A 23,762-nucleotide genomic window follows, 5' to 3' on the forward strand; every position below is an offset into this window, starting at 1 on the left:
CAGCCAAGAATGGTTGCGCAGACGGCTCGCGGAACTAGAGTTTCGCCTGTGACTGTGGACCCGGACACCGACTACTACGACCTGGGCGCCCACCACCGGCAGGTGGACACGCCGTCGCCGCAGGCGCAGGTCTGGTTCGACCGGGGACTGGTGTGGGCCTACGCCTTCAATCACGACGAGGCCGTGCGCTGCTTCGAGCACGCTTTGGCGCTGGACCCGGACCTGGCGATCGCACGCTGGGGCATCGCCTACTCGGTGGGTCCCAACTACAACAAGGCCTGGGACGCGTTCGATCCGGTTGACCTCGCGGCCTCACTGGCCCGCGCGCGGATGGAGCTGACGCTGGCCCGCAACGGCCGCGCCACGCCCGCCGAACTCGGGCTCATCGACGCGCTCAGCGCACGCTTCCGCACCGATGACCCCGACGATGACGAGGCCCTGGCCGCGGGTCACTCCGCCTACGCCGATGCGATGGCCGAACTCGCCGAGGCGTATCCGGACGATGTCGACATCCAGACGCTGGCCGCCGATGCGCTCGTCAACGTCACCGCGTGGGCGCTGTGGGACATCAGCACCGGGGAGCCCGCGCCCGGGTCACGAGTCGTGGAGGCCAAGCGCATCCTCGACGCCGCGCTGGCCACCGAGGCCGGCCGCAGCCATCCAGGCCTGCTGCACCTCTACATCCACACCATGGAGATGTCGGCGCATCCCGAAACCGCCCTTCCCGCAGCCGATCTGCTCCGCGGCCTGGTCCCCGATGCCGGGCATCTGCAGCACATGCCCACCCACCTCGACGTGCTCTGCGGTGACTATCGCAGCGCGGTCGAGTCGAATCTGGCCGCGGTCGAGGCCGACCGCAGGTTCGTCGAGCGCGAAGGCCCGTTGAACTTCTATTCGCTCTACCGCGCACACGACCTGCACTTCGTGGTCTACGCCGCGATGTTCAGCGGGCAGTCGAGGGTGGCGCTGGCCGCCGCCGACGAACTCGCCGAGCAGTTGACTCCCGAACTGCTGTCGATCGAGTCACCGCCGATGGCGGACTGGCTCGAGGCGTTCGCCCCGTTGCGCACCCACGTCCTCGTGCGGTTCGGTCGTTGGGACGATCTGATCGCCCAGCCGCTGCCCGCCGACACGCAGCTGTACTGCACCACCACGGCCACGCTGCACTACGGCAAAGGTGTCGCCCATGCCGCGAAAGGCCAACTGGCCCAGGCGAAGGCAGAACGCGAGGCGTTCTCGGCGGCCTACGAGACCATCCCCGAGAGCCGATACCTCTTCAACAACACCAGCCGCGACATCCTGGCCGTCGCCGCCGAAATGCTCGACGGCGAGATCTCCTACCGAGAAGGTGACTTCGACGTCGCGTTCGCGCATCTGCGACGCGCGATCGAACTCGACGATTCACTGCCCTACGACGAACCCTGGGGATGGATGCAGCCCACCCGGCACGCCCTGGGGGCGCTGCTGCTCGAACAGGGGCGCGTCGAGGAGGCGGCCGCGGTCTACGAGGCCGATCTGGGCCTGGACCCGACGCTGAGCCGACCATGCCAGCATCCGGGCAACCTGTGGAGCCTGCACGGCTACCACGAGTGCCTGCGCAGACTGGGCCGCGACGCCGAGGCGAACATCATCGGCCGCCAGCTGGATCTGGCCAGGGCCCGGGCGGACGTGCCGGTCAAGGCGTCCTGCGCATGCGCCCTGGAGGCGCTCTCGCGGGGCTGAGCACACCACCGCATCTTCACTAAGGCTAACCTTAGTCCTCGTCGATCGATGACGACGCGGCCACGTGGGCGTCGCGGGAGAGGACCGGGAGATGGCACGCGGTTTTCAGGGCGTGATGCTGCGCGGATTCGGCGGACGAGACCACGAGGCGACGGTCGTCGAGACCATCGAACTGGCCCCGCACTTCCGTCGTGTCCGGATGGTCTCACCGACGGTGTTCACCGACGCGGTGGCCGAACCGACCGCGTGGCTGCGGTTCTGGTTCCCCGATCCCGACGGCTCCGACACCGAGTTCCAGCGCGCCTACACGCTCTCGGAGGCGGACCCCGACACGGGCCGGTTCGCCATCGACGTCGTCCTGCACGAACCCGCGGGACCGGCATCGACCTGGCTGTGCAGCGCGAAACCCGGCGACACCATCCCCGTCGTGAGCCTGGGCTCGCGCGGGTTCAACGTCGCCGAGGACCCCGACGCCCGCCCGGCCGGATACCTGCTGATCGGCGATTCGGCGTCGCTGCCAGCGATCCGCGGCATCATCGGCGCGGTTCCCGACGACCTGCCGATCGAGTGCTACCTCGAACAGCACGACCACAACGACCACCTCATTCCGCTGGCCGAGCACCCGCGCCTGCGCGTGCACTGGGTGCCCCGCGACGGTGTCACCTCGCTCGCGGCGGCCATCGAGTCGCGGGACTGGTCCAACTGGTATGCCTGGATGGGACCCGAGGCCGGATCGCTGAAACACCTGCGCACGCGACTGCGCGACGAGTTCGGCTTCCCCAAGTCCGAGATGCATCCGCAGGCCTACTGGACCGAGGGCCGCGCGATGGGGTCGCGTCGCGGCGATGAGACCCCAGACGCCGAAACCACACCCACACCCACGCCCGAGGCACCGGAAGTCCCGGCCGCCAAGCCCCCCGCCCAGGGCAGTTGGCGCGCGCAGGGCGCGGGCCGGCTGCTCGCGCCGCTCAAGACGCCGCTGATCCTCTCGGGTGTGCTGCAGGCCCTGATCACGCTGGTGCAGTTGGCGCCGTTCGTGCTGTTGGTCGAACTGACTCGGCTGCTGCTCTCCGGCGCCGACCAGAGCCGGCTGTGGTCCCTCGGCCTGACCGCCATCGGACTGCTCGGGACGGGCACGGTGCTGGCGGCGGCGTTGACGCTGTGGCTGCATTGGATCGACGCCCGCTTCGCCCGCGACATCCGTGCCCGCCTGCTGACCAAGCTCTCCCGCCTGCCGCTGGGCTGGTTCACCGCGCGCGGATCAGGGTCGATCAAACAACTCGTCCAGGACGACACCCTCGCGCTGCACTACCTGGTCACCCACGCGATACCCGACGCGGTCGCGGCGGTCGTCGCGCCCGTCGCGGTGCTGGTCTACCTGTTCGTCGTCGATTGGCGCCTGGCGTTGGTCCTGTTCGTCCCCGTTCTGGCGGCGCTGCTGCTGATGTCGAACATGTCGTTTCAATCGGCTGCCAAGATCGGGCAGTCGCAGCGGTGGACCGAGCGGATGGGCGGCGAGGCGGGCGCCTACCTCGAGGGTCAGCCCGTGGTCCGGATCTTCGGCGGCGCGGCCGCGTCGAGTTTCCGGCGCCGCCTCGACGAATACATCGACTTCCTCGTCACCTGGCAGCGCCCGTTCGTCGGGAAGAAGACCTGGATGGACCTGGTCACGCGGCCGGGGACCTTCCTGTGGCTCATCGTCGTGGTCGGCACCCCGCTGATCGTGAGCGGCCACATGGATCCCGTGAACCTGCTGCCGTTCCTGTTCCTGGGCACCACCTTCGGCACGCGGCTGCTCGGCATCGGCTACGGGGTGGGCGGCATCCAGGGCGGCATGCTCGCGGCCCGACGCATCCAGGGCGCCCTCGACGAAGCCGAGCTGTCGCGCCATGACGGCGAGGTCACCGACGCCCCCCGCGGCACCGTCGAGTTCGACCACGTCACGTTCTCCTACCGGCCCGGCGTCACGGTCGTCGACGACGTCACGCTGCGTCTGGAACCAGGCACCATCACCGCGCTGGTCGGCCCGTCCGGCTCCGGCAAGTCCACGCTGGCGGCCCTGCTCGCGCGGTTCCACGACGTCGATGCGGGCGCAATCCGCATCGACGGCGCCGACATCCGCACGCTCGAGGCCGACGACCTCTACCGCCGCATCGGATTCGTCCTGCAGGACACCCAGCTGGTGCGGGGCACGGTCGCCGAGAACATCGCACTCGCCGTCCCCGACGCGAGTCTCGACCGGATCCAGGCCGCGGCCCGCGATGCGCAGATCCACGACCGCATCCTGCGGCTGCCGCAGGGCTACGACACCGTCCTGGGGGCGGCATCGGGTCTGTCGGGCGGCGAACGGCAACGGTTGACGATCGCCCGCGCGATCCTCGCCGACACGCCTGTGCTGATCCTCGACGAGGCCACCGCATTCGCCGACCCCGAGTCGGAATACCTTGTGCAGCAGGCCCTCAACCGGCTGACCCGGGACCGCACCGTGCTGGTGATCGCCCACCGGCTGCACACCATCACCCACGCCGACCAGATCGTCGTGCTCGATCAGGGCCGGATCGCCGAATCCGGCACGCACGGGCAGCTGCTGGCCGCGGCGGGCCGTTATCGCGCACTGTGGGACTCCGGCCACCCCGCCGCGGCGCATATGCAGGAGGCGAACCGATGATCCGCACGCTGCTGGCGCTGATTCCCGCCGACCGGCGTGACCGGGTGGCCGCGTACACCGTGCTGACCCTGCTGTCGGTGCTGCTGCGGGCCGCGGGCACGGTGCTCCTGGTGCCCCTGGTGGCCGCGCTGTTCGGCGACTCCCCCGGTGACGCCTGGGTCTGGCTGGGCTGGCTCACCGTCGTCACCGTCGCCGGCTGGGCCGTGGACACCGCCACGGCGCGACTCGGGTTCGATCTGGGTTTCGCGGTGCTCGACCACACCCAGCACGACGTGGCCGACCGCCTGCCCGACGTCCGCCTCGACTGGTTGACCGCCGAGAACACCGCGACCGCACGGCAGGCGATCGCCTCCACCGGACCCGAACTGGTGGGGCTGGTGGTCAACCTGCTCACGCCGCTGATCGGTGCGATCCTGCTGCCCGCCGCCATTGCCGTGGCGCTGCTGGCGATCTCGCCGCAACTCGGGCTCGCGGCGTTGGCCGGGGTCGCGGTCCTGCTGGGCGCCATGGGGGCCTCCGGGCGGCTGTCGCGGCGCGCCGACGCGGTCGCCGACGAATCGAACACCGCGTTGACCGAGCGGCTCATCGAGTTCGCCCGCACCCAGCAGGCGCTGCGCGCGGCGCGCCGGGTCGAACCGGCCCGCAGCCTGGTGGGCACCGCGTTGACCGCCCAGCACGGTGCCACGGTGCGGCTGCTGGCGCTGCAGGTGCCCGGTCAGGTCCTGTTCAGCCTGGCCAGCCAGGTGGCACTGATCCTGCTCGCCGGCATGACGACGCTGCTGACGATGCGCGGCGAACTCGCTGTCCCCGAAGCGATTGCGCTCATCGTCGTCATCGTCCGCTATCTCGAGCCCTTCACGATGCTCAGTGAGTTGGCACCGGCGATCGAGACCATCCGCACGACCCTCGGCCGCATCCGGGCGGTCCTCGACGCACCGACGCTCGCGACCGGGGCCGGTGCGCTGCCGCAGCCGCAGGCCGCTCCGCGCATCGAGTTCGACCGGGTCGCGTTCGACTTTCCCGGCGGCACCAGGGTGCTCGACGGGCTGAGCTTCGTGTTGGAACCCGGCACCACCACCGCGATCGTCGGGCCCTCGGGCTCGGGCAAGAGCACGATCCTCGCGCTCATCGCGGGTCTGCATCAACCGACCGGCGGCCACGTGCTCTTCGACGGTGTCGACACGGCGAGCCTGGAACCCGCCGCCCGGCGGGACGCGGTCAGCGTGGTGTTCCAGCATCCGTACCTGTTCGACGGCACACTCGATGACAACCTGCGGGTCGGCGATCCCTCGGCCGACGACGCCACGGTCGCCGCCGCGACACGCCTGGCCAGGGTCGATCAGCTCAGCGCGCACCTGCCCGACGGTGTGCAGTCGCTCGTCGGCGAGGCGGGGACCGCGTTGTCGGGCGGTGAACGCCAGCGCGTGAGCATCGCGCGTGCGCTGGTGAAGCCGGCCCCGGTGCTGCTTGTCGACGAGGCCACCAGCGCGCTCGACACCGAGAACGAGGCCGCGGTGGTCGACGCGCTCACGGTGGACCTGCGACCGCGCACGCGGGTGATCGTGGCGCACCGCCTGGCCAGCATCCGGAACGCCGACCGGGTGCTGTTCATCGACGAGGGCCGAATCATCGAGGACGGCAGCATCGACGAACTGCTGGCCGCCGACGGCCGATTCGCCGAGTTCTGGACCCAGCAGCGCGCTGCCGCCGAGTGGCAGATCGCCAACGGCTAGTGCGCGGCGCGGGTGCGTAGACTGCGAGCGTGGCTGTCTCCGATGAGGATGTGCGACACCTGACTCGCTGCGTGGAGTTGGCGCGGGAGGCCCTCGAGGACGGCGACGAGCCGTTCGGCTCGGTGCTCGTCGACGCCGACGGCAGGCTCCTGTTCGAGGACCGCAACCGGGTCAAGGACGGCGACGCCACGCAGCACCCGGAGTTCGCCATCGCGCGGTGGGCCGCGGAGAACGTCCCTCCCGTGCGGCGGATCCGGACCACGGTGTACACCTCGGGTGAGCACTGCCCCATGTGCTCGGCCGCGCACGCGTGGGTGGGCTTGGGCCGCATCGTCTATGCCACGTCGTCCGCGCAGTTGTCACAGTGGCTGCACGAGTGGGACTGTCCGCCGTCACCGGTGGCGGCACTGCCCATCACGACGGTGGCCCCGCGGGTGGTGGCCGAAGGCCCGGTGCCCGCCTTCGAAGCCGAGATGAAGTCGCTGTACGAGGCCAGGTTTCGACCGTGACCGAACCGGGATGGGTCGAGCATGCCATCTGGTGGCAGGTCTACCCTCTCGGCTTCGTCGGGGCCTTCCCCGCCACTGTTCCGCCCTCGGATCCGCCCACCCCGGGTGAGCACCGGCTGCGCCGCGTCACGGCCTGGCTCGACCACGCCGTCACGCTCGGCGCCTCCGGTGTCGCGCTCGGACCCGTATTCGCTTCGCGGACACACGGTTACGACACGACCGACCACCTCAAGATCGACCCGCGGCTGGGCGACGACGCGGATTTCGACGACCTGATCGACCAGGCGCACCGACGCGGCCTGCGGGTGCTGCTCGACGGCGTGTTCAACCACGTCGGTGTCGACTTCCCGCCGCACGTCGCGGCCCTGGCCGGCGACGCGGAGGCCGCGCGGTGGTTCGTCGGCCGCCCCGGCAGGTTTCACACCTTCGAGGGCCACGGTGAGCTGATCACCCTCAACCATCGCAGTGACGTGGTTGCCGACCATGTCACCGAGGTCATGACGCACTGGCTGGATCGTGGCGCCGACGGCTGGCGCCTGGACGCGGCATATGCTGTGCCACCGGCATTCTGGGCGCGAGTGCTGCCGCGGGTACGGGACCGGCATCCCGACGCGTGGTTCGTTGCGGAGGTGATCCACGGCGACTACGCCGCCCTGGTCGACACGGCCGGCTTCGACTCGGTGACCCAGTACGAACTGTGGAAGGCGATCTGGAGTGCCCTCAACGACCGTAACTTCCACGAGTTGGACTGGGCTCTGCAGCGCCACAACGACTTCCTCGACACGTTCGTCCCGCTGACCTTCATCGGCAACCACGACGTCACCCGCATCGCCACGCAACTCGACGACACCCGACACGTCGCGCACGCCCTCCTGCTGCTGATGACCACGGGCGGCGTGCCGAGCATCTATGCCGGCGACGAGTTCGGCTTCACCGGCCGCAAGGAGGAGAGGGTGGGCGGCGATGACGCGATCCGGCCGGAATTCCCCGCTCCCCCCTTGCCTGTCGATGACGCCGGGGTCGCGACGTTCGGCCTGCATCAGTTCCTGATCGGGTTGCGCCGCCGCCACCCGTGGCTGCACCGGGCCCGGACGTCGGCGCTGCGGTTGGACAATCAGCACTACGTGTTCGAGACCCGCCATGGTGAGGATGCGTTGATCGTGGCGCTCAACCTGACCGATGACGCCCTGACTCTGCGACTCTCCGACGTGGACCGCGGTGCGGCGCTGATGCTGGCCGGGACTGCGGCACCGCCGGAGCGGGTGGTCACCGAGGCCTCGGTGCCGCCACACGGATGGCTGGTTCTGCAGCCCCGCTGAGGCTGCAGCAACCACCGCAATCAGGAGCGGCTGCCGAAAGTCGTTTGCCCGGGTTAACCAGATTCTTTCCAGTCTGACCCGAAAGTTGTTGAAAAGCGTCTACTATCGCCGCGTGGTAAAGCTATGAGCGCTGCCGAATCGAGTTCGCCCCAACGCGGACGCTTCCTGTCCCGGGTGAGCATTCAGTCGAAACTCCTCGTGATGCTGCTGCTCACCAGCGTGCTGTCGGCCGCGATCGTCGGAGCCATCGGCTATCAGTCCGGACGCAGTTCGCTGCGCGAGGCCGCGTTCGACCGCCTGACCGAGTTGCGCGAGGCCTACACTCGGCAACTCGAGGCCGAGGCCGACGAACTCAAAGACTCGCTGGTCATCTACACCAGGGGCGCGACGGCGATCAACGCCATGCGGGACTTCAGCAGAGGGTTTGCGGACCTGCACGACGCCACCATCAGCCCGCAGCAGCAGCAGGCCATCGTCAAGTACTACACCGACCAGTTCAAACCACGCGTCGACGAGGACTCGGAACTCGACCTGGACATCACCGGACTGCTGCCGCAATCCAACGCGCAGAAGTATCTGCAGGCCATCTACACCGCCCCGTATGACACGGTCACCTATGCGCTCGAGGTGGACGATGCGCGCGACGGCAGCGCCTGGAGCGCGGCGCACGCCCGCTACACCGACTTCTTCCGCGAGATCGTCACGCGCTTCGAGTACGAGGACGCGCTGCTGATCGATCCGAACGGCACCGTGGTGTACTCCGCGTTCAAGGGTGTCGATCTGGGCACCAACATCCTCACCGGACCGTATCGGGAGGGCCCGCTGGGCGAGGCCTTCAAGAAGGCGATCGCCACCAACACCGTCGACTACGTCGAGATCACCGACTTCTCGGAGTACCTGCCCTCCTACAACGAACCCACAGCCTGGCTGGTGTCCCCGATCGGCGAACCGGGACGCATCGAAGGCGTGCTCGCGCTGCAGTTCCCGATCACCAAGATCAACCGGTTGATGACGGCCGACCAGCACTGGCCGGACGTCGGCATGGGACGCACCGGCGAGGTGGTGCTGGCCGGACCCGACGGTCTGATGCGCTCGGACTCGCGCCTTTTCCTGGAGGATCCCGAGAAGTACAAGAAGGAGGCGGTCGCGGCCGGCACCGCACCGCAGATCACCGACAGAGCGATCGCCGAGGGTGGCACGACCCTGCTACAGCCCATGAAAAGTGAGGGCGTGGTACGGGCCCAGCGCGGCGAGACCGGCACCGTGATCACTCCGGACTATCTGGGCAACGAGACGCTGCAGGCCTACAGCCCGGTGGACATCCCCGGACTGAACTGGAGCCTGGTCGCCAAGATCGACACCGCAGAGGCGTTCGCACCGGTCGACGATTTCACCCGACGCCTGGTGCTGTCCACCGTGGGCATCATCCTCCTGGTGTGCCTGGCCTCGATGTTCCTGGCGCGCATGTTCGTCCGGCCCATCCGGCGCCTCGAGGGGGGCGCCCAGCGGATCAGTGGTGGGGACTACGGCACCACCATTCCCGTGGTCTCCCGCGACGAATTCGGCGATCTGACAGCCGCGTTCAACGACATGACCCGCAACCTGCGAGTCAAAGAGGAGCTCATCGCCGAGCAGCGCAAGGAGAACGACCGACTGCTGCTCTCACTCATGCCGCAGGCTGTCGCGGATCGCTACCGCGAAGGCGAGGAGATGGTGCCTCAGGAGCACCGCGACGTCACAGTGGTGTTCGCCGACATCGTGGGTCTGGACGAACTGTCGACCAAGCTGTCCTCGGATGACCTGCTCGGGGTGGTCAATCGACTGGTGCGCCAGTTCGATGCGGCTGCCGAGAACATCGGGGTCGAGCGGGTGCGGACCATGCGCAGTGGTTACCTGGCCAGCTGCGGGTTGAACGTTCCTCGACTGGACAGCACCCGGCGCACCGTTGACTTCGCCGTCGAGATGGCTGAGATCATCGAACGGTTCAACGCCGAGACCGGGCACCACCTGGCGCTGCGTGCGGGCATCGACACCGGCGCGGTGACTTCGGGCCTGGTGGGGCGCACCAACGTCGTCTACGACTTGTGGGGCGCGGCAGTCAATCTCGCGTACCAGGCCCAGAGCAGGTCCGGGCAGCCCGGCATATACGTCACCTCCGCGGTGCACGACCTGATGCGTGACGTGCAGGACTTCGTGCCGGTCGGTGAGGTGTCGAACGGGGGGCCTGACGGCGCCGGCGAGCCGATCTGGCGGCTCACGGAGAAGAACTGATGACCTCCGTCCTCTCCGCGCCGTGGTTCCACTGGGCGCTGGTGGTGGCCATCGGCCTGCCGGTGCTCCTGGTGTTGCTCACCGAACTCCAGAACCTGTTGAACCGGCGCGGCAGCAACCTGGCGCGTCCACTCAGTCTGGTGCGCAACTACATCCTCCCGCTCGGGGCGCTGCTGATTCTGCTGATAAAAGCCAGCGAGGTCTCCACCGAGGCGACGCCCGTGCGGATCGTGGCGACGGTGTTCGGGTTCGTCATCCTCATCCTGCTGCTGTCCGGCCTGAACGCGACCCTGTTCCAGGGCGCGCCGGAAGGCAGTTGGCGCAAACGTATTCCATCGATCTTCCTCGACGTCGGACGGGTCGTCCTGATCGCCTTGGGCCTGGCGATGATCTTCTCCTACATCTGGGGCGCCAACGTTGGCGGGCTGTTCACCGCGCTGGGCGTGACCTCGATCGTTCTCGGCCTGGCGCTGCAGAACTCAGTGGGCCAGATCGTCTCCGGCCTGCTGATGCTCTTCGAGCAGCCGTTCCAGATGGGCGACTGGATCGATGCGCCGGCGGGGCGGGGCCGTGTCATCGAGGTCAACTGGCGCGCGGTGCACATCGAGACCGGCGACGGGCTCACCATCACGCCGAATTCGGTGTTGGCCGGTGCGTCGTTCACCAACCTGAGTCGCCCGGCGGGCGCGCACCGCATCATCGTCGAGACCGAGTTCGCCGCCTCCGACGCCCCAGATGTGGTGATCAACGTGCTCACGCGGGTGGCAACCGCACTGCCGCAACTTCGCACCGACGCCGTGCCGAGCGCAATCCCGTTGGGCGGCAACCGCTATCGCACCTCCATTCCACTGCGCAGTCCCGCCGAGGACGGCGCCGCCAAAGCCACCTTCCTGCGGTGGCTGTGGTACGCCGCCCGACGCGCCGAACTGCACCTCGACGACGCCGAGGACACCTTCTCCAGCGAGGACAGGCGATGGGACGCGCTGCAGATCGTCGGGCGGACGCTGCGTCTGCCCCCTGCCATCCAGCGATCACTGCTCGGCAATGTGCGACTGATCCGGTACGGCGCCGATGAGGTGGTGCAGACATCCGGGACGGTCCCCGACTCGATGAGATTCGTCATCGCGGGCATGGTGCAACTGCGGGCCGTGGCGCCCGACGGAACTCACGTACCCGTGCGCACGCTCGACATCGGCGATTTCATCGGCCAGACGACCCTGACCCGAGAACCGGTCGCGGCCCATGCGATCGCCCTCGACGAGGTCACCATGCTGGAGGTCGGCCGCGAGGAGCTCGAGGATCTGGTGTCCGGTCAGCCCTCGCTGCTGCACGAGATCGGCCACGTGATCGACGAGCGACGCCGGGATCTGGCCGAGGCGTTGAACGCCACGAAGTGAGAGGCGCCTGGGCGCCGCCCGCGCGTCGAGTTGTCGTGAGCGGTCGTTTTCCGGCGCGGTAAGCGACCCATCACGACAACTCGATGGGAATCCGGTCACGGGAACAAACCAGAGCCCACCAAGGTTGAGCGCATCAGAATCAACTTTGGAGGTTTGATGTCTGAAACCACATCCGCGCCGATCGCCGTCCCCGTGCTGTTCATCGCGGACCCGATCGTGCTGCCCGGAATGGTGGTCCCGATCGCCCTGGACGACAGCGCCATGGTGGCGATCGAAGCCGCCCGGACCAGCGAATCCGGCAAGCTGCTGATCGCTCCCCGTCTCGATGACCGCTACCCCACGCACGGCGTCGTCGCGTCGATCGTCGAGGTCGGCCGGATGGCCGGCGGTCGTGGCACCGCAGCCGTCGTCAGAGGCGAGCGCCGCGCCCACATCGGCACCGGCACCACCGGCGCCGGAGGTGCGCTGTGGGTCGAGGTGACCGAGATCACCGACACCGCCACCACGGCCGACACCAAGACCCTGGCCGCCGAATACAAGAAGCTGCTGCTGGCGATGCTGCAGCGCCGCGAGGCCTGGCAGATCATCGACTACGTCAACCGGCTCACCGACCCGTCGGCCCTGGCCGACACCGCCGGCTACGCGTCGTACCTGACCGACGAGCAGAAGCGCCAACTGCTCGAAACCGTCGACGTCGACGAGCGCCTGCGCGCACTGATCGAGTGGACCGGCGAGCACCTGGCCGAGGTTGAGGTCAACGACAAGATCGCCGAGGACGTCAGGGCCGGCATGGACAAGCAGCAGAAGGAGTTCCTGCTGCGCCAGCAGCTGAACGCCATCCGCAAAGAACTCGGCGAGTTGGGGCCGGACGGCCAGGATGGCACCGACGACTACCGGGCCCGCATCGAGGCCGCCGACCTGCCCGAACAGGTCCGCGAGGCCGCGTTGCGCGAGGTCGGCAAGCTCGAGCGCTCCAGCGAGCAGAGCCCCGAGGGCGGCTGGATCCGCACCTGGCTCGACACCGTGCTGGAGCTGCCGTGGAACGTCACCACCGAGGACTCGACGGATCTGGCGGCGGCGCGGGCCATTCTGGACGCCGACCACCACGGACTCGATGACGTCAAGGACCGCATCGTCGAATACCTGGCCGTGCGGGCACGTCGCGCTCAGCGCGGAATGGCGGTCGTCGGCGGACGCGGTTCGGGTGCGGTGATGGTGCTGGCCGGCCCTCCCGGCGTCGGCAAGACCTCGCTGGGCGAGTCCGTCGCCCGCGCGCTGGGTCGCAGGTTCGTGCGCGTCGCCCTCGGCGGTGTGCGCGACGAGGCCGAGATCCGCGGGCACCGGCGCACCTACGTCGGCGCGCTGCCGGGCCGCATCGTGCGAGCGATCGGCGAGGCCGGATCGATGAATCCCGTTGTGCTGCTGGACGAGATCGACAAGGTGGGTTCGGACTACCGCGGCGATCCCAGTGCCGCGCTGCTCGAGGTGCTCGACCCCGCGCAGAACCACACGTTCCGCGATCACTACCTGGATCTCGATCTCGATCTGTCCGATGTGGTCTTCCTGGCCACCGCCAACGTGATCGAGAACATCCCGTCGGCGCTGCTGGACCGCATGGAACTCGTGCAGATCGACGGTTACACCGAGGACGACAAGGTGGCCATCGCGCGCGACTACCTGCTGCCGAGGCAGGCCGAGAAGGCCGCGCTGACCGCCGATGAGGTCACGGTGACCGATGCGGCGTTGCGCAGGATCGCCGCGGACTACACCCGCGAGCCCGGTGTGCGGCAGTTCGAACGGCTGTTGGCCAAAGCGCTGCGCAAGGTGACCACGAAGCTGGCGACCGAAGGCGGTGCGATCACGGTCGATGAACCCGACCTCGTCGACTACCTGGGCCGTCCCCGATTCACCCCGGACTCCGACGAACGCACGGCGGTGCCGGGCGTGGCCACCGGCCTGGCGGTGACGGGCCTGGGCGGTGACGTGCTCTACATCGAAGCCGGTTCGACCGACGGTGAGCCGAGTCTGCAGTTGACCGGCCAGTTGGGCGACGTGATGAAGGAGTCGGCACAGATCGCGCTGTCCTACGTGCGCTCGCACGCCCGCGAGTTGGGCGTCGATCCCGCCGCGCTGGACCGCAAGATCCACGTGCACGTGCCCGCGGGTGCGGTTCCCAAGGACGGTCCGTCGGCGGGTGTGACGATGGTGACCGCGCTGGTGTCGATGGCGACCGGCCGGCAGGTCCGCGGCGACGTGGGCATGACCGGTGAGGTCACGCTCAACGGGCGGGTGCTGCCGATCGGCGGGGTCAAGCAGAAGCTGCTGGCCGCGCAGCGGGCCGGGTTGAAGACGGTGTTCATCCCGCAGCGCAATGAGCCCGACCTCGACGATGTCCCGGCCGAGGTGCTCGAGGCGCTGGACGTGCGGCCGATGACCGATGTCGCGGAGATCGTCGCGCTGGCGCTGGAACCCGCGGCCGAGGTGGCCCACCAGGCGGCATAGGAGGCACCTCCGCGAGGAGCTGGGGAATTCGCTGGCGAGCGTGCGGGTTTGTGCGGTCTGGCACGGTGTGTCGCGTACAGGCCCGCACGCTGCCGAGACCCGGCGACACTGACGGAGGAAGGTGGCGGACATGCCACAACGCGGAGAGCGGCTGCGCAAGCTGGGCTTCCTGACCATCGGCCGGTTCGACGCCGACAATCCGCGGCCCGGCATCGAGGAGACCCTCGAGGTCATCGTGCGCGCCGAGGAACTCGGCTACGACAGCGTGTGGCTGCGCTGCAGGCATCTGCAACCCGGCATCTCGTCCCCGGTGGCGATCATGGCCGCGGCCAGCCAGCGCACCCGCCGCATCGAACTGGGCACGGCGGTCATCCCACTGGGACTGGAGAACCCGCTGAGGTTGGCCGAAGACCTCGCCACGGTGGACATCCTCTCCGGCGGGCGGATCAATCCCGGCGTGTCCGTGGGCACTCCGATGCTCTACGAGCACTACAAGCACGCGCTGTATCCGAACACCCACGAACTGGAGGATTTCTCCAAGGATCGGGTGCTGCGCCTCTTGGCGGCGCTGCGCGGCGATCCGGTCAGCGACTTCGCGGGAACTCTCGGCATCGAGCAGTTCACCGACCGGGTGCAGCCCCACTCGGCCGGGCTGGCCTCGCGCGTCTGGTACGGCGGGGGCCTGACGTCGGCGATCTGGGCTGGCCGCCAGGGCATCAACTACCTGACCAGTTCCGTCGTCAGCACCGAGGGGACCGAGTCTCGGGACTTCGCCACCATCCAGGGCCAGCAGATCGACGCCTACCGAGCCCACCACCCCGATGTCGAGAATGCCCGTGTCTCACAGGGATTGGTGGTCATCCCGACCGATTCGGCCACCGATGACCAGATCAGACGCTACCGCGAGTACGCGGCGACCAGGTTCGAGCGCACGAAGTCCCCACAGGGGCCGCGGGGAATGTTGTTCTCGCCCGACTACGTCGGCCCCGCGGACGAACTCGCCGATCAGCTCTACGCCCACGCCGGGTTTCAGCGGGCCGACGAAGTCGCGTTCGCCCTGCCGTTCACCTTTGGGCCCGAGGACTACGCGCAGATCATCGGTGACCTCGCCGAGAAGTTAGGACCCCGCCTGGCGTGGGAACCCGCCAGCAATGGGAGTGCTGCCAGCTGACGTCGCCGGACCCCGCGCGGGCATGAGTGTGCGGGTGGGCACGTCGGGGTGGTCCTACGACCACTGGAACTCCGTGCTGTACCCGCCGGGCACCCCCGTCGGCCGCAGGCTCGAGCACTACGTGCGCGAGTTCGACACCGTCGAGCTCAACGCGAGCTTCTATCGCTGGCCGAAGGACAGCACCTTCGCCGGGTGGCGGCACCGTCTCCCCCACGGTTTCACCATGAGCGTCAAGGCGCATCGGGGCCTGACGCACTTCCGTCGTCTGCGCGACCCGGGACCGTGGGTCGAACGGTTCGAACGCTGCTGGAGCGCGCTCGGCGACCGGCGCGAAGCGCTGCTGGTGCAGTTGCACCCCGACCTGACCCGAGACGACGGGCTGCTCGACGCGTTCCTCACCTCGATGCCGGACTGGATTCCCGTCGCCGTCGAGTTCCGGCATCCCTCGTGGGACACCGATGCCGTGTACCGGATTCTGGAGCGGCACAACGCAAGCTACGTCGTGATGAGCGGCGCGAACCTGCCGTGCGTGCTGAGAGCCACAAGTCAGCTGGTGTATGTGCGGATGCACGGCCCCGATCACCAGAACCTCTACGGCGGTTCGTACTCGCAGCAGGATCTGGGATGGTGGGCGCACCGGATCGGCGAATGGCGCAATCAGGGGCATGACGTGCTGGTCTATTTCAACAACGACGGTGAGGGCAACGCCGTGCGAAATGCCCGCAGCCTCAAGGCTCTGCTGGAGAGCGTGGGACCGCTTCGGTCGACCGTCACCGGGTGAGGTGCGCCCGGGCATTCGGCGGAAGCAGCACATAGACTCACGCGCATGGGGGCCAACACACTCAAACGCCGCGTCGTGCACACCGTTCAGCGGCTCGCCGTGAACCCGATCGGGCGCAATCTTCCGGTCACGATGATCGAGACCACGGGCCGCAAGTCCGGCCAGGCCAGACGGACGGCGGTCGGCGGAAGACTGATCGACAATCAGTTCTGGCTGGTCTCCGAGCACGGTGAGCACTCCGACTACGTCAAGAACATCAAGGCGAACCCGGCGGTGCGCGTACGGCTTCACGGGACCTGGCGCACCGGCACCGCGCATCTGCTGCCCGACGACGATCCGATCGCCCGGTTGGGCGGGCTGCCCACCCTCAACAGCGCGGTGGTGAGGTTGATGGGAAGCGATCTGATGACCATCCGCGTCGACCTCGACTGACATGCCCTACGACGAGGAACTCGCCGACCGGGTGCGCGAACTGCTCAGCACCGAAACCGGAGTCGACGAGCGAAGAATGTTCGGCGGTCTGGCGTTCCTGGTCGACTCCCACATGGCGGTGGTGGCAAGCCGGGAGGGCGGACTGATGTTGCGGGTCCCACCCGACGACACCGAGAAGGTGCTGCGCATCGACCATGTCAGCCCGATGGTGATGTCCGGCCGCCAGGTGCGCGGCTGGGTACGGATCTCGGCAGACGGAGTGCGCACCATGCGGCAACTGCGCCCCTGGCTGCGCCGTGGTGTGGATTTCGCCCGGAGACTATCCCGCGAATCTCTGTCAGACTAGTGTCAGCGCTCCCGACTGGGGGTAGCCGACCGACATGGACGCCACGAGACAAGTCCGACGGCTGATGCGGCGCGCCGGCACCACGTATGCGGCGGAGGCGGGTGTCCGCCTCGCCGACGAACCCATGCCTCTCTTCCAAGTTCTGACGCTGGCGATGCTCGCCGCCAAACCGATCGGATCCCAGATCGCGGTGGCCGCCGCCAGGGAGCTGTTCGCCGCGGGTGTTCGCACCCCTCGCACCGCACTCGCCACTCCACGCGCGGAGCTCATCGCGGCCTTCGGGCGGGCCGGGTACGCGCGCTACGACGAGAGCTCCGCCACGCGAATCGTCGCGATGTCGGAGAAGCTTCGCGACGACTACGGCGGTGATCTGCGCCGGCTGGCCGCGGTGTGCGACGACGACGTCGGTGAGGCGCACCGGCGACTCGAGGAGTTCACGGGCATCGGCCACACCGGTGCCGCGATCTTCCTGCGTGAGGTGCAGGACACCTGGACCTGGGTGCGTCCGTACTTCGACGATCGGGCGCTGACCGCGGCCCGCGGGCTCGGACTGCCGGACACCCCCGACGCACTCGGTGCGCTGGCACCGCGCAGCAGCGCCAAACTCGCCGCGGCTCTGGTCCGAGTGTCGCTGGACGACGAGCTTTACGCCGAGGTCGCCTAGTCGAGAACCGACCGTCCCACCGGAGGTGCAGATGTCAAGATCCACCACATTCGTCATCGTGGGCGCCGGACTTGCCGGCGCGAAGGCCGCTGAGGCCCTGCGCGAGAACGATTTCGACGGTCACGTCATCCTTTTCGGCGCCGAGGAACGACTGCCCTACGAGCGCCCCCCTCTGTCCAAGGACTTCCTCGCCGGCAAGAAGTCGCTCGCCGACTTCACGGTGCAGCAGGCCGCCTGGTACCGCGACCACGACGTCGATCTTCGCCTCGGCACCGAAGTGCGCGCCGTCGATCCGTCCGGACACACCGTGACGCTGCCCGACGGGTCCACGGTCGGCTACGACAAACTCCTGCTGGCCACGGGTTCCCGACCGCGACGCCCCGCCCTGCTCGGCGCCGACGCGTCCGGTGTGCACTACCTGCGCACCGTGGAACAGTCCGAGGCACTCGATCACACGCTGACCAAGGGCGCGACGCTGGCGATTGTCGGCGCCGGCTGGATCGGCCTCGAAGTGGCTGCCGCGGCTCGCGAGCGGGGCGCCGACGTCACGGTCGTCGAGGCCGCGAAGCTGCCCCTGTTGGCCGCCCTCGGCGAAGAGGTGGCCCGGGTGTTCGCCGCGCTTCACCGGCAACATGGGGTGCACCTGCGAATGGGCACCGGAGTCCGGCAGATCACCGTCGAGGGTGGTCGCGCGACGGGTCTGATCCTGGACGACGGGTCGACCGTGACCGCGCGCGCGGTGCTGGTCGCCATCGGGGCCGCGCCCAACGTCGAGTTGGCGCAGCAGGCCGGCCTGGACATGGCCGACGGTGGCGTGCGAGTCGATGCGTCGCTGCGCACAAGTGATCCCGACATCTACGCCGTGGGTGACATCGCGACCGCCGAGAACCCGCTGCTGGGCACCAGGATCAGGACGGAGCACTGGGCCAACGCGCTCAAACAGCCTGCGGTGGCGGCCCGAAACATGATGGGCCGCAGCGATCCGCCCGCGCAGTACGACGAACTGCCGTACTTCTTCACCGATCAGTACGACCTCGGCATGGAATACGTCGGGCACGCGGCGGGCTATGACCGCGTGGTGTTCCGCGGAGACGTTCCGGGGCGCGAGTTCACGGCGTTCTGGCTGGACTCCGACCAGCACGTCCTGGCCGGGATGAACGTCAACATCTGGGACGGCTTGGACGACATCAAGGAGTTGATCAGGTCCAGGCAGCCCGTGGACGCCGATCGACTCGCGACAGCTCAGGCCTGAACCTGCGGCTCGCGGGCCGGCTCCCGTGGTTCGGGTATCTGCGCCTGCGGGGCCCGGTCGGCCCCGGCCACCGCGACGCCGCTCACCACGACGGTGTCCACCGCGCCCGCGGGCACGCCATGTCCGCCCGCGACATGGTCGTCCGCGACCGGCAACGGCTCCCAATGCCCCGACATGGTCTGCGGCATCGACAACGCCTGCAGGCGTTCACGTTCCGCGCGCCTGCGCTCAACCACCAATCGCGTGCCGATCGGCGCCGAGACGACCTCGTCGAGCGTGAGGTACCAGATGTCCTCGGGAGCGGCCAGGCTGCGGTTCGCCGTCAAGCGAACACCCTTGGTGCGCAGAGCGGTTCGAAGCTCATGTGTGTTGCGCATCGTCACATCCCAGGCGAGTTCCCGCGCCGTCCGGATCTGCTCTGCCTGCCGCAGGAGAGTCGGCAGACCGCGTCGACTCTCGACGACGGGTTCCGCCCCGATGTCGACCGCGAGTGCGGCCGCCGCGAGAAGCTGGCCCGGACAGTCCGCAGTCACGGGGTTGGCGAACTCGGCCTCCCCGGGACCGCGGTGTCCGACCCGACCGATCGCCGCCGTGATCACCGCGGCGGCCGAAGGCGACTCCGCGCGCAGCGCACCCAGGTCGCCGGATTCCGCGACCTCACGTAACCGCGGGTTTCGGCGCAGTTCGTAGGCCAGCAGCGCGGTGGCCTGTGCGAGGTGCGGCGTCGCCGTCATCTCCGAGGGCGACGGGATTCCGTCGCGATCCCGATCCGCCAGGCGCAGCAGCAGGTTCTCGACCAGCGCGCCCGTCGACGCCAGCACCCAGCCCTGCGCAATCCTGTCCCGCAACAACAGGATTCGAGTGTCCAAGCCGGCGTCGGTCATGGCCTCCCAACTGCCCCCCGCATGCCCCGGCAGCCGTGAGTGGTCCTCACACCAGCGTCCGTACAACCGGCACACCCGGGACAGGCGCGCGATCACCGCGGGCCGCCGCATGGCCTGCGGCACGGTTGCGGCCACCGCCGCGGACACCGACACCCCGGTGAACAGGCGATGGCCGAACACCGCGGTCGCGCGGTGCTGCCATTCTCCGGCGAGTTCGCCGCGCAGGCCGAGAATCTCGGAGGTGGCCCGGTGCGCCGCCCGCAGACCGCCGCCCTGAACGTCGATCGTCATCGGGGTCAGCGGTCCCGGAAGCGCGTCCGAGGTGCCCCACGCGCTGAACATCGGGAACGCGGGTGCGATGGTGTCGTCGAACTCCCCCGCGTGGGTGCTGGCGCGGGCACCCGGGCTCGGTGTCGCCACCTCGGCCTGTGGCAGGACTGGGCCGGTGACCACGGTCCGGCCCATATCGGCCAGGGCTTCGGCCGCACCCCAGCCCAGGCTGAAGCCCCATTCATCGCGCAATGCGCCGGTGTCCAGCGGCTCCTGCAGCGCAGGCCAACCCGGACCTGGGTGCCGTCGCCGCCCGGCGCCGTCGAGCCAACGACGGGCCGACGAGGCGGGAACCGGTTCGGTGCCCAGGTCGACTGTGCCGGTGCGATGCGAGCCGACTGAGCGCAGCAGGAACCGGTGGAGGTCGTCGGTGTGCAGCACCCGGACCCCAGTGTCGACGTCGGCGGATCCGATCGCCGCGGCGGTCCGGTCCACCATCCAGTCCCGCTGGCGGCTCACGGGTGCGGCGATGCGGATGATCAGGCTGGGCGCCCAACTCGACGCGATGAGGTCCTCGGCCTGTCGGTACAGTGCCGGGTCCCCGGCCGCCTGAGACACGAACAACAGGCGCGCACCCGCCCGCGCAGCCACGTGGCTGACCTGCACGACACCGGTGATTCCAGCGCTGTGCGGTACGCCGGGCTCGATGGGAGCAAGATGCAGCACCACGTCCGCCGAGTTTGCGAGCGGCTGCAGCGCCGCAGCCTCGAAACCCGCGCGCACCCAGGTGACCCGGCGCCCCAGGCTCCTCGGGGGGTGTTGCACAATGCCGACCACACGGTGCCCCGCAGCGGCCAGGCGCACAGCGGCCGTCCGGCCGATCACGCTGTCAGCACCCGTAATCAGAATGTGCATTGTTCCCCGACCCCCATCGGTACCAGATGAGGATAAGCGCGCGAATGCGTTTGCGGGAGGTTTTGGCCCGGACGTCAGACTCGCCGGCCACCCCGCGGTCACACCAACGTTGCCGCGGCGTCGGTCTGCACTCGGATCTTTGCCCCTGCGATGTCGCCGCGCACCGCCGTGGCCGCGCCGTCGGCGTCCAGCAGCGCGAAGACCCGCGGCGAGTCGGGCTGGTCCGAGATCCGCACGGAGACAAACGCCTTCTCCGGGTTGCCGTCCCGACCGAACGGCGCGGTCCAGGTCTCGACTGTGCCGACACCCTCCCAGTCGACGACGGCCTCGCGGGTCGGCTCAGCGTCCACCCGGTCCTGCACGTCCTCCCAGCGGAAGCCGTCGGCCGGGGGTTCGGTGCTGTAGACGCCGAACGCGTGCTTGGTCAGGTAGCCGCCGTTGGCGGTGATCAGGCCGCGCTTACCGGGCTCGGCCGCCAGGCGCTCGGCCATGGTCGCGATGGAGTGCGACACGTAGTTGTTCCACGGACCACCTGCGAACGTGAGCCCGCCGGTCACCGTCAGGGGCCGGTTCGGGTCGTCGGTCGGGACACCGATCTCGTTGGCGGCCACCTGGACAGCGCACGGGAAGCACGAGTAGATGTCGATGAAGTCGATGTCGTCGACGCCCAGACCGGCCAGCTCCAGTGCCCGGCTCGCGCCGATCCGGATGGCCGGCGAGCGGTGGTAGTCGCGGCGTTCGGCGATCGAGTAGGTGTCGTGCGAGTCGGTGCCCGCCCACGGGAACACCCAGCGTTCCGATGGGATGCCCAGCTGCTGGGCCTTCTGCACCGAGGTCAGGATCAGCACGGCGCTCTGGTCGACCATGTTGTTGGAGTTCAGCAGCTTGGTGTACGGCCAGCTGATCATCCGATTGTCCGGGCCGGGCTCGGTGATCTCCTCGGCGGTGTAGGCCTTGTTGCTCCAGGCATGCGGGTTGGTCTGGGCCACCTCGTTGAAGCGGGCCCAGAGCTGACCGATGCGGCGACGGTGCTCATCCTGGGTCTCACCCGCCGCGACGCGCAGCGCCTCCTCGAACCAGGGATAGACATGTGACGGCAGCAGCAGGCCCACCCGGTCCTGCGCCGGGCTGCTCATCTCGACGGCGTCATCGGCACCCGGCGGCACCGGCACCGACTCGTCCTGGCGCGTCCAGTCTGGGCGGATTCCGTTGGCCTTGAGCCGTTTCCGCGTCTTCCAGGTCTCCGCTCCGCCGATCAGCACGACCTCGTTGCGACCCGCGAGGATGTCCAGGCAGGCCTGATTGACCAGCGTCTGCGGCACGTTGCCGCCCACACCGGTGTAGCGCGTGCTCGGGTTGTCGGCACCGATCAACTGGCCCAACAGCAGGCCGGGGTCGCGGTAACGCCACGACAGCAGGTTGACCACCCGGATGGCGTCGACGGCGGACAGCACCGCGGAATCGGCGGCCGCCCGTGCCGCGGCGGCCATCAGCGCGACCGGTTCCAGCGGATCCGGAGTGTTGTCGGCCTGATTCACCTGGCCGTAGCCGACCAGAACGGGCGTGCGGGGATCCAGAGACATGGAAGAGAACCTATCAGTAGTTGACACGTGTCAAGATGCAGGGCCGGTGCGGTAGATCGACTTCGTGCTGCGGAACGCGGCCAGCCCCTCGGGGCCCAATTCGCGGCCCAGACCGCTGCTCTTGACACCACCGAAGGGCGCCGCGATGTCGAGGTTGTAGGCGTTGACGCCGATGGTGCCGGTGCGCACCGCCCGCGCCACGCCGGTGGCGCGGTCGACGTCGGTGGACCACACCGTGCCGCCGAGACCGTACTCACTGTCGTTGGCCAACGCCACGGCCTGCTCGTCGCCGTCGTAGGGAATCACGGCCAGCACGGGGCCGAAGATCTCCTCCTGCGCGATGCGGTGCCGGTTGTCGACATCGGCGAACACCGTCGGCTCGATGAACCAGCCACGCGGCTGACCCTTCGGAATCGAGCCTCCTGCAACGAGTTTGGCACCATCGGCGATGCCCGCCTCGATGTAACCCAGGATGCGCTGACGTTGCCGCTCGCTGACCACGGGCCCGATCTCGGTGGCCGGGTCAAGCGGGTCACCGACGGTCATTCCGCTGGCCAGATCCGCCAGGGCCGCGACGATCTCGTCGTAGCGTGACCGCGGTGCCAGGATCCGCGAGTTCAGATAGCAGGTCTGGCCGTTGTTGGCGAAGGACTGCGTGCGCAGCCCCTTCAGCGTCACGTCCAGATCGGCGTCGTCGAGGATGATGGCCGCCGACTTGCCGCCCAGTTCCAGGGTCACCGGTCGCAGCAGGCGCCCACACACCTCGCCGATCGCCCGGCCGGCGACCGTCGAGCCCGTGAAGGAGACCTTGTCGACGCCGGGGTGCGACACCAGGTGCTCGCCCGTGACCAGTCCGCCGGGCACGATGTTGAGCACGCCTTCGGGCAGGCCCGCCGCCGCGGCGGCCTCGCCGAAGACCATGGCATCGAGTGCGGTCTCCTGCGCGGGCTTGAGCACCACGGTGCAGCCCGCGGCCAGCGCGGGCGCCAGTTTGAACGCCGCCAGAGCCTGCGGATAGTTCCACGGCGTGATGGCCGCGACCACACCGATGGCCTCATGGGTGACGATGGTGTGCCCGATGGCCGCGGGCCGCACCTCCTCGTCGGAAGTCGTGGTGATCAGGTCGGCGTAGTAGTTGAGCAGCAGTGCCGGGAACGCGCCGTTGGCCCCACGCGACAACGACGTCGGCATGCCGTTCTCGCGGGTCACCAGTTCGGCGGTGGTGGCGGCGCGCGACTTCAGTGCGGCCGCCATGGCGCGGCGGGCCCCCGCGGCGGGCCGGGCGGGCCGGGGGGGGCCCCGCCGGCCGGGGGGGGCCGCCGGGGGGCCCCCCGCGGGGGCCG

17 protein-coding genes are annotated in these 23,762 nt (G+C 68.9%); 14 read left to right on the forward strand and 3 right to left on the reverse strand.

Going from position 1 to position 23,762, the window contains the following annotated elements:
* Positions 1 to 48: 48 nt before the first annotated feature.
* From A5727_RS25335 to A5727_RS25400, 14 genes are all read left to right on the forward strand, one after another.
* Positions 49 to 1,722: a tetratricopeptide repeat protein gene (locus A5727_RS25335; RefSeq protein WP_231992222.1), complete on the forward strand. Its 1,674-nt coding sequence runs from the start codon at positions 49 to 51 to the stop codon at positions 1,720 to 1,722.
* A gap of 91 nt (positions 1,723 to 1,813) precedes the next feature.
* A complete protein-coding gene (locus A5727_RS25340; protein ID WP_068257204.1) occupies positions 1,814 to 4,390 on the forward strand; it encodes an ABC transporter ATP-binding protein/permease in 2,577 nt (858 codons plus the stop codon).
* Complete coding sequence (locus tag A5727_RS25345) at positions 4,387 to 6,123, forward strand: ABC transporter ATP-binding protein (RefSeq protein ID WP_068257059.1); 1,737 nt, start codon at positions 4,387 to 4,389, stop codon at positions 6,121 to 6,123. The genes A5727_RS25340 and A5727_RS25345 overlap by 4 nt, the downstream gene beginning before the upstream one ends.
* A gap of 29 nt (positions 6,124 to 6,152) precedes the next feature.
* Complete coding sequence (locus A5727_RS25350; protein ID WP_068257062.1) at positions 6,153 to 6,632, forward strand: nucleoside deaminase; 480 nt, start codon at positions 6,153 to 6,155, stop codon at positions 6,630 to 6,632.
* Positions 6,629 to 7,951 (forward strand): alpha-amylase family glycosyl hydrolase, encoded by a 1,323-nt coding sequence (locus tag A5727_RS25355; protein WP_068257068.1) that lies wholly within the window; start codon positions 6,629 to 6,631, stop codon positions 7,949 to 7,951. Before A5727_RS25350 ends, A5727_RS25355 begins: the two co-directional genes overlap by 4 nt.
* A gap of 123 nt (positions 7,952 to 8,074) precedes the next feature.
* Positions 8,075 to 10,222 (forward strand): adenylate/guanylate cyclase domain-containing protein, encoded by a 2,148-nt coding sequence (locus A5727_RS25360; RefSeq protein ID WP_068257071.1) that lies wholly within the window; start codon positions 8,075 to 8,077, stop codon positions 10,220 to 10,222.
* Positions 10,222 to 11,619 (forward strand): mechanosensitive ion channel domain-containing protein, encoded by a 1,398-nt coding sequence (locus A5727_RS25365; protein ID WP_068257074.1) that lies wholly within the window; start codon positions 10,222 to 10,224, stop codon positions 11,617 to 11,619. The genes A5727_RS25360 and A5727_RS25365 overlap by 1 nt, the downstream gene beginning before the upstream one ends.
* A 156-nt stretch (positions 11,620 to 11,775) precedes the next feature.
* Positions 11,776 to 14,121 carry an endopeptidase La gene (gene lon / locus A5727_RS25370; RefSeq protein WP_068257076.1) on the forward strand — a complete coding sequence of 782 codons (2,346 nt, stop codon included), beginning with the start codon at positions 11,776 to 11,778 and terminating at the stop codon, positions 14,119 to 14,121.
* Positions 14,122 to 14,251: 130 nt separating this feature from the next.
* Positions 14,252 to 15,292 (forward strand): LLM class flavin-dependent oxidoreductase, encoded by a 1,041-nt coding sequence (locus A5727_RS25375; RefSeq protein ID WP_068257079.1) that lies wholly within the window; start codon positions 14,252 to 14,254, stop codon positions 15,290 to 15,292.
* Positions 15,293 to 15,314: 22 nt separating this feature from the next.
* Entirely contained in the window at positions 15,315 to 16,073 is a 759-nt protein-coding gene (locus A5727_RS25380; RefSeq protein WP_068257206.1) for a DUF72 domain-containing protein, read from the forward strand.
* Between the two features lie 45 nt (positions 16,074 to 16,118).
* On the forward strand, positions 16,119 to 16,505 hold the full coding sequence (locus A5727_RS25385) for a nitroreductase/quinone reductase family protein (RefSeq protein WP_068257085.1): 387 nt from the start codon (positions 16,119 to 16,121) through the stop codon (positions 16,503 to 16,505).
* 1 nt (position 16,506) lies between these two features.
* Positions 16,507 to 16,851 (forward strand): TfoX/Sxy family protein, encoded by a 345-nt coding sequence (locus A5727_RS25390; protein ID WP_068257087.1) that lies wholly within the window; start codon positions 16,507 to 16,509, stop codon positions 16,849 to 16,851.
* Between the two features lie 34 nt (positions 16,852 to 16,885).
* Positions 16,886 to 17,515 (forward strand): HhH-GDP family DNA glycosylase, encoded by a 630-nt coding sequence (locus tag A5727_RS25395; RefSeq protein WP_068257090.1) that lies wholly within the window; start codon positions 16,886 to 16,888, stop codon positions 17,513 to 17,515.
* Positions 17,516 to 17,546: 31 nt separating this feature from the next.
* Positions 17,547 to 18,767, forward strand: coding sequence for an NAD(P)/FAD-dependent oxidoreductase (locus tag A5727_RS25400; protein WP_068257209.1), 1,221 nt, complete (start codon positions 17,547 to 17,549; stop codon positions 18,765 to 18,767).
* On the opposite strand, the gene A5727_RS25405 is transcribed toward A5727_RS25400, so the two are convergent.
* From A5727_RS25405 to A5727_RS25415, 3 genes are all read right to left on the reverse strand, one after another.
* On the reverse strand, positions 18,758 to 20,836 hold the full coding sequence (locus tag A5727_RS25405; RefSeq protein WP_157521559.1) for an NAD-dependent epimerase/dehydratase family protein: 2,079 nt from the start codon (positions 20,834 to 20,836) through the stop codon (positions 18,758 to 18,760). The two genes, A5727_RS25400 and A5727_RS25405, sit on opposite strands and share 10 nt — an antisense overlap.
* Positions 20,837 to 20,934: 98 nt before the next feature.
* Complete coding sequence (locus A5727_RS25410) at positions 20,935 to 22,419, reverse strand: acetyl-CoA acetyltransferase (RefSeq protein WP_068257095.1); 1,485 nt, start codon at positions 22,417 to 22,419, stop codon at positions 20,935 to 20,937.
* A 30-nt stretch (positions 22,420 to 22,449) separates the two neighbouring features.
* A partial coding sequence (locus tag A5727_RS25415) for an aldehyde dehydrogenase (protein ID WP_157521560.1) occupies positions 22,450 to 23,762 on the reverse strand: 1,313 nt, incomplete at its 5' end.

The organism is Mycobacterium sp. ACS4331 (assembly GCF_001667265.1).
Taxonomy (GTDB): Bacteria; Actinomycetota; Actinomycetes; order Mycobacteriales; family Mycobacteriaceae; genus Mycobacterium.